13 protein-coding genes are annotated in these 13,773 nt (G+C 41.9%); 1 reads left to right on the top strand and 12 read right to left on the bottom strand.

The features are described 5' to 3' along the window. Positions 1 to 37: 37 nt before the first annotated feature. The 10 genes from DXB52_RS09445 to DXB52_RS09405 form a co-directional block, all read right to left on the bottom strand. A complete protein-coding gene (locus tag DXB52_RS09445) occupies positions 38 to 721 on the bottom strand; it encodes a peptidoglycan recognition protein family protein (RefSeq protein WP_117497948.1) in 684 nt (227 codons plus the stop codon). Positions 722 to 1,023: 302 nt separating this feature from the next. Continuing rightward, on the bottom strand, positions 1,024 to 2,478 hold the full coding sequence (gene guaB / locus DXB52_RS09440) for an IMP dehydrogenase (protein WP_117908529.1): 1,455 nt from the start codon (positions 2,476 to 2,478) through the stop codon (positions 1,024 to 1,026). A 369-nt stretch (positions 2,479 to 2,847) separates the two neighbouring features. After that, positions 2,848 to 4,473, bottom strand: a complete 1,626-nt coding sequence (gene groL, locus DXB52_RS09435; protein WP_117497943.1) for a chaperonin GroEL — start codon at positions 4,471 to 4,473, stop codon at positions 2,848 to 2,850. Positions 4,474 to 4,506: 33 nt separating this feature from the next. After that, complete coding sequence (locus tag DXB52_RS09430; protein ID WP_015528756.1) at positions 4,507 to 4,791, bottom strand: co-chaperone GroES; 285 nt, start codon at positions 4,789 to 4,791, stop codon at positions 4,507 to 4,509. A gap of 169 nt (positions 4,792 to 4,960) precedes the next feature. Continuing rightward, a complete protein-coding gene (locus DXB52_RS09425; protein WP_117542172.1) occupies positions 4,961 to 5,272 on the bottom strand; it encodes a hypothetical protein in 312 nt (103 codons plus the stop codon). A gap of 18 nt (positions 5,273 to 5,290) precedes the next feature. Further along, entirely contained in the window at positions 5,291 to 6,070 is a 780-nt protein-coding gene (codY, locus tag DXB52_RS09420; protein ID WP_015528754.1) for a GTP-sensing pleiotropic transcriptional regulator CodY, read from the bottom strand. 161 nt (positions 6,071 to 6,231) lie between these two features. Further along, a complete protein-coding gene (gene topA, locus DXB52_RS09415; protein ID WP_117542171.1) occupies positions 6,232 to 8,307 on the bottom strand; it encodes a type I DNA topoisomerase in 2,076 nt (691 codons plus the stop codon). A gap of 13 nt (positions 8,308 to 8,320) precedes the next feature. Continuing rightward, positions 8,321 to 9,214, bottom strand: coding sequence for a DNA-processing protein DprA (dprA, locus tag DXB52_RS09410; protein WP_472520069.1), 894 nt, complete (start codon positions 9,212 to 9,214; stop codon positions 8,321 to 8,323). Continuing rightward, a complete protein-coding gene (locus tag DXB52_RS17090) occupies positions 9,112 to 9,435 on the bottom strand; it encodes a hypothetical protein (protein ID WP_472520068.1) in 324 nt (107 codons plus the stop codon). Before DXB52_RS17090 ends, dprA begins: the two co-directional genes overlap by 103 nt. Further along, complete coding sequence (locus tag DXB52_RS09405) at positions 9,432 to 11,000, bottom strand: YifB family Mg chelatase-like AAA ATPase (protein WP_117579715.1); 1,569 nt, start codon at positions 10,998 to 11,000, stop codon at positions 9,432 to 9,434. Before DXB52_RS09405 ends, DXB52_RS17090 begins: the two co-directional genes overlap by 4 nt. 242 nt (positions 11,001 to 11,242) lie before the next feature. On the opposite strand from DXB52_RS09405, the gene sigK reads away from it, so the two are divergent. After that, complete coding sequence (sigK, locus tag DXB52_RS09400; RefSeq protein WP_054752519.1) at positions 11,243 to 11,860, top strand: RNA polymerase sporulation sigma factor SigK; 618 nt, start codon at positions 11,243 to 11,245, stop codon at positions 11,858 to 11,860. Positions 11,861 to 11,876: 16 nt separating this feature from the next. Here sigK and DXB52_RS09395 read toward each other — a convergent pair whose 3' ends face one another. Beyond that, positions 11,877 to 13,121, bottom strand: a complete 1,245-nt coding sequence (locus DXB52_RS09395) for a peptidase U32 family protein (RefSeq protein ID WP_015528750.1) — start codon at positions 13,119 to 13,121, stop codon at positions 11,877 to 11,879. Then, positions 13,118 to 13,771, bottom strand: coding sequence for an O-methyltransferase (locus DXB52_RS09390; protein ID WP_015528749.1), 654 nt, complete (start codon positions 13,769 to 13,771; stop codon positions 13,118 to 13,120). Before DXB52_RS09390 ends, DXB52_RS09395 begins: the two co-directional genes overlap by 4 nt. Between the last annotated feature and the right edge of the window lie 2 nt (positions 13,772 to 13,773).

The following is a 13,773-nucleotide window of genomic DNA, read 5'->3' as shown; positions in this document are numbered from 1 at the left end:
GAATTGATTTCATTATAACAATTCAGTGAAATGATGTCTACTGTTTTTCCAACGCATCCTGCACATTTCTCCTGAATTCTACCCATGCGTCCTCATCCTCTACAAAATATTTCGGACAGATTTTTCCGGTTACATCATAGTGACGGATCACCTGATCTGCTGTCAGATCATATTTTGCACAAAGCCATGCTGTAAGTTGTACAAGTGAGCGGTATGTTGCATCAGTAAACTTTCCATTCTCATCCGGATGACAACATTCAATCGAAATCGTATCCACATTGCGGTCATTTGAAGCATATGCCATCTCCCAGGTCGGAATACACTGAATAATCTCTCCTTCCAATCCTATCACAAAATTACTGCTTGCCGAAGTCTCATGGCTATCTTTGAGACCATTAAAATAATCTCTGTTATCCTGCGCTGTACTCCCCGGATTCGCTGTGTAATGGACAACAATCCCATTCACATGGTCAATTGTTGTCCCTGGTCTGGAATACGGATTTACATCTAACAACTGTATATCCATCTCCGGCTGCGTAGCATCCACATCAGCATATTGATTTTTCTTTTGTATACAGGATTTAAAAAGAAGAAAAAGCAGTAAAATCATTAATGGGATCATTATGATCCGCAACATTTTTCTGCCTCGCTTTTTCTTCCTTCGTGTATTCTTCGGCAATGTTTTCCGCCCTGCCAGCTGCTTTCGTCTTGACGTACTCATTCGGTATTTCTCCTGATTTTTAATTCTCTCATTTCCATCGTTTAAAACAAACATCTTCTTATTTCAGCTATTATACCATATGTTTCTTAACCATTTATGAATTTTGTCTTAACTGTTTTATATTCGTATAAAAGGGAAATTCCCGGTAGATCCAGCTCTCACTGAACCTCCGGGAATTCCTCAAGGCGTTCCTATATATTATTTTATTATATCAGGGATGTGATTTTTCATCCCGTCAGGTAATGCGGAATATCCGCAGTACTTCCATTTATCTGTCTGCAGGCAATCTGCAAACCTTCAATTTACTCGTCTACACTGTAGTTCGGAGCTTCTTTTGTAATATGAATGTCATGTGGATGACTTTCTTTCAGTGATGCCGCAGAGATCTTCACAAATCTTCCGTTCTCTTTAAGCTCTTCAACTGTATGTGTTCCACAATATCCCATTCCTGAACGAAGTCCACCCATGAGCTGGAATACTGTATCTTCTACAGATCCCTTATATGCAACACGTCCTTCGACTCCTTCCGGAACAAGTTTCTTTGCATTCTCCTGGAAATAACGGTCTTTACTTCCGTTCTCCATCGCTGAGATGGATCCCATTCCACGATATACTTTATATTTTCTTCCCTGGTACAGTTCGAATGTTCCCGGGCTTTCATCACATCCTGCAAAGATGCTTCCCATCATACATACATTCGCACCTGCTGCGATTGCTTTTGTCATATCTCCTGAGTACTTGATACCACCGTCAGCGATGATCGGAATACCATACTCTTTTGCTACTTCATAACAGTCCATAACAGCTGAAATCTGAGGTACACCAATACCTGCAACGATACGTGTTGTACAGATAGATCCAGGTCCGATACCAACTTTAACTGCATCTACACCAGCTTCGATCAGTGCTCTTGCAGCTTCTCCTGTAGCTACATTTCCAGCGATCACCTGAAGATCCGGGAATGCATCCTTAACCATCTTCACCGTGCGGATAACATTCGCTGAATGACCATGTGCAGAGTCCATAACAACAACATCTACATGAGATTTCACAAGTGCTTCTACACGCTCCAGACAGTTTGCTGTGATACCAACAGCTGCTCCACAGAGAAGTCTTCCCTGCTCATCCTTTGCTGACAGTGGGTACTTGATCTGTTTCTCAATATCTTTGATCGTGATAAGTCCTTTCAGATTACCTTCATCATCTACGATCGGAAGTTTCTCTTTTCTTGCTTTGGCAAGAATCTTTTTTGCTTCCTCTAATGTGATTCCTTCTTTTGCTGTAACAAGTCCTTCTGAAGTCATGGATTCTTTGATCTTCTTAGAGAAATCTGTCTCGAACTTCAGGTCACGGTTTGTGATGATTCCGACAAGTTTACGTCCCTCTGTAATCGGCACACCTGAAATACGGTATTTTGCCATCAGGTCATTTGCATCTTCAAGTGTATGCTCCGGTGAAAGAAAGAAAGGATCTGTAATAACACCATTCTCAGAACGCTTCACCTTATCAACTTCCTCTGCCTGTGCTTCAATAGACATATTCTTATGGATGATTCCGATTCCACCCTGGCGAGCCATAGCGATTGCCATTCTATGTTCTGTAACAGTATCCATTCCTGCACTCATCATCGGAATATTCAATACGATTTTCTTTGTCAGATGTGTTGACAGATCTACCTGATTCGGAATTACTTCTGAATAAGCCGGTACAAGAAGAACATCATCAAATGTAATACCTTCCCCTATAATCTTACCCATTATACTTTACCTCTCTTTCTTAAGAACCCATGAAACTGCTTTGAAATGGCAGTTAATGTATCTAAAAATCTTTTGTAATTATTAACTGATATACTACAGAAATTCCCGAAGGATGTCAAGAGTATTTTCCCTGATGTGCTCATAATTTGTATTGATTTATTTTAACCTTTATTATTAAGTTTTACTTATAAGTACTCCTTTATTTATTATCTATGCGACAAACTGAGCCTTTTTTAGAACAAACAAAAGGTTCTATCTGACATTACGAAAATGTGATAGAACCCTCTGTTCCTGCTGCTACAGATCTCTATGTAACAGCTCTTTTATTCTATTCTTATAGAAATTCTGCAAATCTTCCTGATGGATAGATTACATCATTCCCATTCCACCTGCACCGCCTGCTGGCATAGCCGGTGTATCCTCTTTAATTGTAGATACAACAGACTCTGTTGTAAGAAGTGTAGAAGCAACACTTGTTGCGTTCTGAAGAGCACTTCTTGTAACCTTCGCTGGATCAAGGATTCCCTTCTCAACCATATCTACATATGTCTCATTGTAAGCATCGAATCCTGTTCCTACTTCAGACTCTCTTACTTTGTTTACAATAACTGCTCCCTCAAGTCCTGCATTCTTTGCGATCTGAGCCAGAGGAGCTTCCAGTGCTTTCAGGATAATCTTGGCACCTGTCTTCTCATCTCCCTCAAGAGTCTCTGCGAATTCTTTTACCTTCTTAGAAACATGGATGTATGCGGATCCACCACCACCGATGATTCCTTCTTCAACTGCTGCTCTTGTAGCATTCAGAGCATCTTCCATACGAAGTTTAGCTTCTTTCATCTCTGTCTCTGTAGCTGCACCTACACGGATAACAGCAACTCCGCCTGCAAGTTTTGCAAGTCTCTCCTGAAGTTTCTCTCTGTCGAAATCAGATGTTGTCTCTTCGATTGCTTTCTTGATCTGTCCAACACGATCTGCGATTGCGTTCTTGTCTCCACATCCGTCAACGATAACTGTATTCTCTTTCTGAACCTTAACAGATTTTGCACGTCCAAGCTGATCCATTGTAGTTTCTTTAAGATCAAATCCAAGTTCTTCAGAAATCACCTGTCCGCCTGTCAGAATTGCGATATCCTGAAGCATCTCTTTTCTTCTGTCACCATATCCCGGTGCTTTTACTGCCACAACATTGAATGTTCCACGCAGTTTATTCACGATCAGAGTTGTAAGTGCCTCACCCTCGATATCCTCAGCGATAATAAGAAGTCTTGCACCAGACTGAACGATCTGCTCAAGAACCGGAAGAATCTCCTGGATATTGGAAATCTTCTTGTCTGTGATCAGGATATATGGATCATCAAGAACAGCTTCCATCTTCTCCATGTCTGTTGCCATATATGCGGAAATATATCCACGGTCAAACTGCATACCTTCTACAAGGTCAAGCTCTGTCTGCATTGTCTTGGACTCTTCGATTGTGATAACTCCGTCATTGGATACTTTTTCCATTGCATCTGCAACCATCTGTCCGACTTCATCATCTCCTGAAGAAACTGCAGCAACTCTTGCAATCTGCTCTTTTCCGTTAACTTTGCTGCTCATCTCACGGATTGCTTCTACAGCTTTATCTGTAGCTTTCTTCATTCCTTTTCTCAGGACGATCGGGTTTGCTCCTGCTTCAAGGTTCTTCATTCCTTCGTGAACCATTGCCTGTGCAAGAACTGTAGCTGTTGTTGTACCGTCTCCGGCAACATCATTTGTCTTAGCTGCAACTTCTCTGATCAGCTGTGCACCCATGTTCTCAAATCCGTCTTCCAACTCAATCTCTTTGGCGATTGTCACACCGTCATTTGTGATAAGCGGAGCACCGAATGATTTATCAAGTACTACGTTTCTTCCTTTTGGTCCTAATGTTACTTTAACTGTATCAGCTAACTGATTCACACCTCTTTCAAGTGCTGCTCTTGCTTCTGATCCGTATTTGATTTCCTTTGCCATTTTAACTGCATCTCCTTTATATTCGTCTAGGTATTACTCTACAATTGCAAGAATATCATTCTGCTTTACAATGATGTATTTCTCTCCTTCAAGCTCTACATCTGTTCCGGCATATTTGGAATAAATTACTTTATCTCCAACCTTAACCTGCATTACAACTTCTTTCCCATCTACAACTCCGCCAGGTCCGACTGCGATTACTTCAGCTTCCTGTGGCTTCTCTTTTGCCTGTCCCGGTAATACGATTCCGGACTTTGTTGTCTCTTCTGCTTCTAACTGTTTTAAAACGATCTTGTCACCTAATGGTACTAATTTCATTGTAATTCCTCCTTACTTTATTAGCACTCCTTTCTCTCGAGTGCTAACCCATGAATATAAAATAGCACTCCCCATTTCATTTGTCAACACAGTTTACATATTTTTTATAAAAGAAAAGCTATGGGGCTTTCTCTGCCTCACAGCTTTTTCTTTCGTCTCTAAAACTTCTCTATGATCTTCTTTCGTTCATCTCATAGAATCCGTTCTCAATTTTAAATTTCAGAAGATTCCTGTCTTCAGACTGGTACCTCTCTTTCACAACACCGGAACAGCACAACAGCTCTGTCCCCGTTGAAATATAACATCTGTATTTTGCATCCAGCAGAATCGTTGTCAGAGGATTTTCCATCACTTCAAGATAAATGTAATCTTCTTCTGTATCATAATGATCCACCTTACAGGCTCTTGTTGTATCATCAAAAATAGCATCTGCTGAAATCACTTTTTCCATCTGCAGATCAACCGGATTTCCCTCGTACATCTTGTCTTCTCCTTCTGCTTACATCCGTTCTTTCTCAATCCTCTCGAGCTCTGTGAATACATAATCATTCAGAACTTTAATATAAGTTCCTTTCATTCCTGAAGAACGTGATTCAATGACTCCTGCACTTTCAAACTTGCGGAGTGCATTCACGATAACTGATCTTGTAATCCCCACACGATCTGCCACCTTGCTGGCAACCAAGATTCCCTCTGTACCATCAAGTTCTTTAAAGATATGAATGATTGCTTCCAGCTCTGAGAAAGAAAGTGTGCTGATTGCTGCCTGAACAACATGTTCTTTTCTTGTCTCTTCCGCACTTTCTTCATTCACTGAACGAAGCATCTCAAGTCCTACTACAGCAGTACCATATTCACTGAGAATAATATCATCAATAGAATACGTTGCATCCTGTTTGTAGATAAACAATGTTCCGAGACGCTCCCCGGCAATATCTATTGGTGTGATGATTGCCTGACATCCTTCCACAGCATCTGAAGAAAAACCAAGTGTCTCCAGATTAACATTCTCTTTTGTAGACAGAACACTCAGCAATCTTTCATTAAGCATATTATCAATATGAGATCCTACGGATTCTGTGATCAGTTCACTGATTTCTCTCACCTTATTGCTTTTGCTGACTCCAAGAATCTTTCCCTTCTTGCTGACTACCAGCACATTTGAGTCCAAAATCTCTGTCAGTACCGCACAGATATCATTAAACACAACTTTGCTGGAGTTATTATTATGCAGCAACTTATTAATCTTTCTGGTCTTATCCAATAATTGTACGCTCATTGTCTCCTCCACATGATTTGCTCTTATTTACTACTTCTAGCAAACAGTAACTATTATTTCCCAAGTTGTATACACAAATCAAATTTCAAATTCCTTACTAGCTTATATTATCATACAATTCAGAAAATAGCAACGTTGTGTTTTTCTGTTTTTTGAAATATTTAATCTTCTTTCTTAATTGTTTCCATATATCCGCACTTTTCATCAGCACAAACTAATTTATTGCCTTTTTCTACCATGTATCCACCACATTCCGGACATTTCTTACTGGATGGCTTCTGCCAGGACATAAATTCGCATTCCGGATTGTCCTCACATCCATAATACTTTCTTCCCTTTTTTGTTTTGCGGATAACAACTTCTTTTCCACACACAGGACACGGAACTCCGATCTTTTCTAGATATGGTTTTGTATTTCTGCATTCCGGGAATCCCGGGCATGCAAGGAATTTACCATGCGGACCGTATTTGATCACCATGTTACGACCACACTCTTCACAGATTACATCTGTTACTTCATCTTCAATCTTAACTTCCTCAAGCTCTTTTTCTGCAATTTTAACAGCTTCTTCAAGATCCGGATAGAAATTACGGATTACTTCCTTCCACGGAACTTTTCCTTCTTCAACCATATCAAGAAGACCTTCCATATTCGCTGTAAAATGAACATCTACAATACTTGGGAATGACTGTTTCATAATATTATTAACAACTTCACCAATCTCTGTCAGATAAAGGTTCTTGCCTTCTTTTGTAATATATCTTCTTCCAAGGATCAGCGAAATGGTTGGTGCATAGGTACTTGGACGTCCGATTCCAAGCTCTTCCATTGTCTTTACAAGACTCGCCTCCGTATAATGTGCCGGTGGCTGCGTAAAATGCTGTTTTGGATCAAATTCTTCTTTTGTAAGAACAGAATCCATGCTAAGATGTCCGACCAGTACATTGCTCTCTTCCTTCTCTTCCTCTGCCTCTACATACACAGATCGGAATCCATCAAATGCAATCCTTGCCGTTGATACAGTAAAGCAGTACTCACCTGCTCCAATCTTAACTGCTGTTGTCTCATACTTCGCCGGCTGCATACGGCTTGCTGTGAAGCGCTTCCAAATCAGCTGATACAAACGGAACTGATCTCTGCTTAATGAATCCTTGATTGCGGCCGGTGTACGTGTAATATCTGTCGGTCGGATGGCCTCATGCGCATCCTGGATCTTCTTGTCCGCGGACTTTGCTTTTGTTCCTTCTGCAACATATGCTTCTCCGTAAGTCTCAGCAATATAGCTTCTTGCTGCTGCATCAGCTTCCTCTGAAATACGTGTAGAATCTGTACGAAGATAAGTGATCACACCAACGGTTCCGTTTCCTTTAATGTCAACACCTTCATACAGCTGCTGTGCAATACGCATTGTCTTCTGTGTACCAAAATTCAATGCTTTGGCAGCCTCCTGCTGCAGCGTACTTGTCGTAAATGGAAGTGGAGCTTTACGCGTCCTCTCACTGTTCTTGATATCTGTAATCTGGAACTCTTCATTCTCTAATTTCTTCAAGATCTCGTCCATCTCTTCTTTTGAATGAATCGCCATCTTTTTCTTCTCTGTTCCGTAGAACTTCGCTGTCAGAGGACGTTTCTCACCTTTTACTTTCAGTTGTGCATCCAATGACCAGTACTCTTCCGGAATAAATGCATCAATCTCTGCTTCCCTGTCTGCAACAATACGAAGTGCGACTGATTGTACACGTCCGGCACTCAACCCACGCTTTACCTTTGCCCAAAGCAATGGACTGATCTTATATCCAACCATACGATCAAGCTCTCTTCTTGCCTGCTGTGCATCCACAAGATCCATGTCAATATCGCGTGGTGCTTTCAAAGATGCTTTCACGGCATTCTTTGTAATCTCGTTAAATGTAATACGACGCATTTTCTTCTCGTCCAGCTTCAAGGCCGCAGCAAGATGCCAGGAAATAGCCTCTCCTTCACGGTCAGGGTCGGTTGCAAGATAAACTTTGTCTGATTTCTTCGCCTCTTTTCTGAGTGCTGCAAGAATCTCTCCTTTTCCACGAATAGTAATATATTTTGGTTCGTAGTCATTCTCCACGTCAATTCCAAGCTGACTTTTCGGCAGATCCCTGACGTGTCCCTGTGACGCTGCAACTGTATAATTGCTCCCTAGAAACTTTTTAATCGTCTTCACCTTTGCAGGAGACTCCACGATTACAAGATAATGTGCCATAAAAACTATACTCCTATTTTATTCTGATATAATAATTCTTTGTTATTTCACGAATGTATCCCTGCAGTTCCAGTGTAACAAGAATGCTCATCAATTTTCTGATCTCCACCCGAGATTCCTGCGCAATCTGATCCACATTCTTAGGATACAAACCGACACAACTATACACCAAATCATCTGTACTTTCAAGCACTTTTTTATTTTTCTCGTTTTTTATCTCCGTGTTTCTGCACAAAACATTTGTTTCAATCCCCCATTCTTCCAGCAGATTTTCAGGATTCAGAAGGATTCCGGCTCCCTGTTGGATCAGTTGGTTACACCCGGCACTCAGAGGGCTGTCTAAAGATCCTGGAAGAGCATAAACATCCTTTCCCTGCTCCAGTGCCATATCTGCTGTAATCAAAGAGCCACTCCTCAACCGGGCCTCCATCACAAGAACCGCATCTGACAGACCGCTGATGATCCGGTTCCTCATTGGAAAATTCATTGCGAGTGGCGGTGTTCCCGGTGGAAATTCCGAAAGGATTCCACCTCCATGTTCTATGATATCCATATATAAGCCGATATGATCCCTTGGATAACAGACGTCAACTCCACTCCCTAAAACAGCATAAGATTTTCCTCCTGCATTCAACGCTGCTCTTTGTCCTGTTCCATCGATTCCTTTCGCCATGCCACTGATGATATCAACACCTGCGGCTGCCAGTGCTTCTGCAAATTCTCTTGTATAGTGTTCTCCGTATCCACTACATCCCCTTGCTCCGACAATTGCTGCTCTCTTTGGTGCTCCCGGACATGTTCCTTTCACAAAAAGAGCATACGGCGGATCTGGTATCTCAGCAAGCCCGGTGGGTATTCTTTTGAAAAAAATGGAATAAATTCGATTCCATGTTCCTGCATTTTGCAAAACTCTTCTTTTAATTGCTCTTTCGTTTTCTCTTTCCGGGCTTTTTTTAATCCCTCTTTTTCTTTCTCTGTAAGGAATTCAATTCCTGCGATTTCAGTTTCTTCTATATAATATATCTTCTTTCCGGTTCCTATGAGTTCACGGAGCAGATACTTTTTTCTTGCAGATAGTTTTCGGATTGTGGAAAACCAATATTCAAAAATCATCTCTTCACACATCATACATACCTCCCCCAATATTTCTTGTCCAATGTCCGATAACCAATTGCCTCCTGTAAATGTTCCAGTTTTATCTCCTCACTGTGATCTAAATCAGCAATCGTTCTCGCAACCTTTAAGATACGGTGATAAGACCTCGCCGTCAGATTCAGTACATCATAAGCCTGCCCCATCAGCCGCATTTCTTCTCCGTTTAATCTGCAATACTTACTCAATTCTGCACCATGGAGCATTGCGTTACACTGAATCTTTGTGTTTTGGTAGCGAATCTTCTGTCTCTTTCTCGCTTCACACACCCGCGCTTTGATCACCGCCGAAGACTCCGGACAAGAAACAGACTCTTTCACCAGATCCCGATATTCCACTTTAGAAGCTTCAACACTAAGATCAATCCGGTCGAGAAACGGTTGGCTGATCTTGCTTAAATACGCCTGGATCTGTGCCGGCGTACAACTACAGGCTGTTGATGGGAATTTCCCACAAGGACACGTATTCATGGCAGACACAAGCATAAAATCAGCCGGAAAGATATAATTTCCGCTAGTTCTTGTGATCTGTATGCTGCGTTGTTCCAGTGGCTGCCTGAGTACTTCAAGAACACTTCTCTTAAATTCCGGAAGTTCATCCATAAACAAAATACCGCTATGAGCCAGACTGATCTCTCCTGGTCTTGGAACAATCCCTCCTCCAATCAGCGCTGCTCTCGTTGCAGTATGGTGTACCTCTCGAAAAGGTCTTCTGGAAATCAATGGTTCCTTTCCATCCAGCATTCCCATGACACTGTAAAGCTTTGTAAGCTCCATACTTTCTTCGTAATTCATCGGCGGTAGAATTCCTGCCATACATTTTGCGGTCATCGTCTTTCCGCTTCCGGGTGGTCCGACCATAAGCAGATTATGCCCTCCCGCCACAGCAATTTCCGCTGCCCGACGAACATTCTCCTGACCATATAAGTCTGCGAAATCAGGTACTTCTTCTCCCACTTTTCCTCTGTCTTCTATTTTATCAGCCTCTTTTTCACCAAGATATCTCTGTTCTCCACCTGTTCTGTCTCCATCTTCCAAATAACTGATACATTCCCTGAGACTTCCAACTGCAATGATCCGAACCCCTTCTACAAGTTCTGCCTCCTTTTTATTTTCTCTTGGAACAATACAGCTTGTAACTTTTTGTACCTTTGCCTCTGATACCATAGAAAGAATCCCGGGAACTTTTCTGACTTGTCCGTCCAATCCCAGTTCTCCGATGATCATACAGTCTTTCATTCTTCTATTCTGTTGTAAAACGCCAAGTGACGTCAGAATCGCCACTGCGATTGGAAGATCAAATGACGCTCCTCTTTTCCTCATAGTTGCCGGCGAAAGATTGATCACCACACGTTTCGCCGGAAATTCAAGACCTGAATTCCGGACTGCAGACCGTACGCGTTCTGCTGCTTCTTTCACCTCTGATGACAGATATCCCACCATGTGAAAAATCGGAAGTCCATTGCTGACATCTGCCTCCACATAGACCATTTCTACCGCAAGCCCTTCCATTGCCGCGGATTTTACTGTACTAAAACTCATATGCGCTCCTTCCTTTTCCCAGTCACAAGCGCACCTGTTCTTCTTACACCCCATTGTAAGCTGCTGAAATTCTGGCTGAATCAGCCGGATTTGATTTTCGGAACTGACATTCCGAGAATGTATAGATATCATAACTTCCGAATATCGATTTGTCAATCAGTTTCCGAGAACTTGAGCATATGGAAAAGCACAATTTCCACATTTTTTCATAAACTATATTAAATGCATCCAGAGGTGCTGTCTTGAAAGCATTTCCTAATCCCCTCACACCGGCGGAAGAGAAAAAATACATTCAGAGATACACCGAGGGCGATCTGGAAGCCAAGCATATTTTAATTGAACGCAATCTCCGTCTCGTTGCCCATGTTATACGGAAATACCAAAATACCAGTGAAGATCCGGAAGATCTGATTTCCATCGGCACGATTGGCCTGATCAAAGCTGTAATTACGTTCGATCCTGAAAAGGGAAATCGTCTGGCTGCCTATGCCTCCCGCTGTGTAGAAAATGAAGTCCTGATGTATCTGCGCGCCAGAAAAAAATGCAGCCATGAAATCTCTCTTTATGAACCGATCGGCACAGATCGGGAAGGAAATGAAGTCAACCTCTACGATATCATCGAATCTACAGAAACAGATATTCCAGAGCGGATTCATCTGAAGGACAATATTCAAAAGCTTTATGAAAAACTGGAAAATGAACTTTCTCCAAGAGAAAAACTTGTACTGAAAATGCGATACGGACTGTATCAGGGAGAAGAATACACGCAGCGGGAGATTGCCGCACAACTGGGCATCTCCCGCTCCTATGTATCCCGTATTGAAAAAAGTGCTATCGGAAAACTCCGACAATATTTTTGAACTTTCTAAGACTCTTCTATGAATTAACTTCTTTATCCTCTTCCTGTCTTCTGAGAAGATCGTACTGAGCTGGTGTCTCGCTCAGTTCTACATGAAGAACCTGCTTTGAATGCGGTGCACTTTCCTGTTCCTCTCCATCCTCATTCAAGATCCGGAGAACCTTTGCCTCAACATTACTTCCGTCCGGCTTCATGATCTCAATTGTCTCACCTACAGAAAACTTATTGCGCTGTTCAATTCTTGCAAGCCCATTCTCAACAGCCCCGACAATTCCAAGATAAGTATACTCCCGGATATATGTGTTATTGTCATAAATCTGTGTCTCATGATCTGGTTTTCCAAAGAAAAATCCAGTCGTAAACTGACGATAAGTACAGTTTGAAATCTGATCCAGATACCAAGGCATGTTCTTCTTGTAAAGCTCTGGATCTTTCTGATAATCATCAATTGCTTTACGGTAAGTTCTCGCCACTGTTGCAACATAAAGTGCTGTTTTCATTCGTCCTTCGATCTTAAAACTGTCAATTCCCGCATCAATCAATTCCGGAATATGCTCGATCATACAAAGATCTTTTGAATTAAAGATGTAAGTTCCACGCTCATTCTCATAGACCGGCAGATATTCTCCCGGTCTCTTTTCCTCGACTACTGCATACTTCCAACGGCATGGATGTGTACATGCACCCTGGTTTGCGTCCCTTCCTGTAAAATAATTACTCAGAAGGCAGCGTCCGGAATAAGAGATACACATTGCTCCATGGACAAATGTCTCAATTTCAAGATCTTCCGGAATTCTTTCTCTGATCTCTTTAATCTCTTTCAGAGACAATTCTCTTGCTGAAACCACACGACTCGCGCCCTGGCGATACCAAAAGTTATAAGTTGCATAGTTTGTGTTATTCGCCTGTGTACTGATATGACGCTCAATCTCAGGACATACCTCTTTTGCAATCTCAAACACCCCCGGATCTGCAATGATCAGTGCATCAGGTTTAATCTCTCTCAACTCTTCAAAATATTCTCTTACCCCTTCAAGATCATCGTTGTGGGCAAGAATATTTGCTGTAACATACACTTTTACATCATGTGCATGTGCGAATTCTATTCCCTCTTTCATTTCTTCCATAGAGAAATTTTTTGCTTTCGCACGCAACCCAAATGCTTCTCCTCCGATATATACTGCATCAGCACCGAAAATTACAGCTGTTTTTAACACTTCCAGGCTGCTCGCCGGGATCAATAGTTCGATCGGTCTACTCATTTTTCTACTCCTTGTTTTATGCTCACTGCCACACCATCTCCAAGCGGAATAATCGATGTGACCAGATCCTCTCTGTGTTTCAATTCATACAGATATTCCCGCATTCTCGCATGTATTGTACGATTTCTGCGTTCTACCGCAAAACGGGATTCTATGATATCCCCATCCTGCATCACATTGTCTGACACAAGACAGCCTCCATCCGAAAGCAGTCGCAACACATTCGGAAGATAATGAATATATTGCCCTTTCGCGGCATCCATAAAGATAAAATCAAAAGTTCCTTCCATTTCCGCAAGAACTTCTGTCGCATCTCCTTCAATCAGAGTAATCTTATCTTCCTTTCCCGCTCTGCGGAAATTCTCCCTCGCAATCGGGATTCTCTTCTCATAATTCTCTATTGTTGTTATATGTCCACCTTCCGGCAGGTAATCACTCATCAATAACGCAGAGAAACCTACGGCAGTTCCGACTTCTAGAACGCGCATAGGTTTTTTCATCAAAAGGAGAACCTCCAGGAAGCTCTGCATCTCTCGTCGGATGATCGGTACATCCGCCGCCAGAGCTTCCTGTTCAATTGTCTCCAGTATTTCACTGTTCTCTGTATCCATAGAATTGATGAATGTAATAATACGTTCATCTACTATCATAT

It is taken from the genome of Ruminococcus sp. OM04-4AA, assembly GCF_003462585.1.
Classification (GTDB): Bacteria; Bacillota; Clostridia; order Lachnospirales; family Lachnospiraceae; genus Mediterraneibacter; species Mediterraneibacter faecis.
This window is presented reverse-complemented; position numbering and strand designations above follow the sequence as displayed.

What these genes read in the sequence shown, in the direction of transcription:
- codY (WP_015528754.1), bottom strand. Translation starts at nt 6,070, where the DNA reads ATGAGCGTACAATTATTGGATAAGACCAGAAAGATTAATAAGTTGCTG.
- DXB52_RS17090 (WP_472520068.1), bottom strand. Translation starts at nt 9,435, where the DNA reads ATGATGTGTGAAGAGATGATTTTTGAATATTGGTTTTCCACAATCCGA.
- guaB (WP_117908529.1), bottom strand. Translation starts at nt 2,478, where the DNA reads ATGGGTAAGATTATAGGGGAAGGTATTACATTTGATGATGTTCTTCTT.
- DXB52_RS09390 (WP_015528749.1), bottom strand. Translation starts at nt 13,771, where the DNA reads ATGATAGTAGATGAACGTATTATTACATTCATCAATTCTATGGATACA.
- groL (WP_117497943.1), bottom strand. Translation starts at nt 4,473, where the DNA reads ATGGCAAAGGAAATCAAATACGGATCAGAAGCAAGAGCAGCACTTGAA.
- topA (WP_117542171.1), bottom strand. Translation starts at nt 8,307, where the DNA reads ATGGCACATTATCTTGTAATCGTGGAGTCTCCTGCAAAGGTGAAGACG.
- DXB52_RS09395 (WP_015528750.1), bottom strand. Translation starts at nt 13,121, where the DNA reads ATGAGTAGACCGATCGAACTATTGATCCCGGCGAGCAGCCTGGAAGTG.
- DXB52_RS09425 (WP_117542172.1), bottom strand. Translation starts at nt 5,272, where the DNA reads ATGTACGAGGGAAATCCGGTTGATCTGCAGATGGAAAAAGTGATTTCA.
- DXB52_RS09430 (WP_015528756.1), bottom strand. Translation starts at nt 4,791, where the DNA reads ATGAAATTAGTACCATTAGGTGACAAGATCGTTTTAAAACAGTTAGAA.
- DXB52_RS09405 (WP_117579715.1), bottom strand. Translation starts at nt 11,000, where the DNA reads ATGAGTTTTAGTACAGTAAAATCCGCGGCAATGGAAGGGCTTGCGGTA.
- DXB52_RS09445 (WP_117497948.1), bottom strand. Translation starts at nt 721, where the DNA reads ATGAGTACGTCAAGACGAAAGCAGCTGGCAGGGCGGAAAACATTGCCG.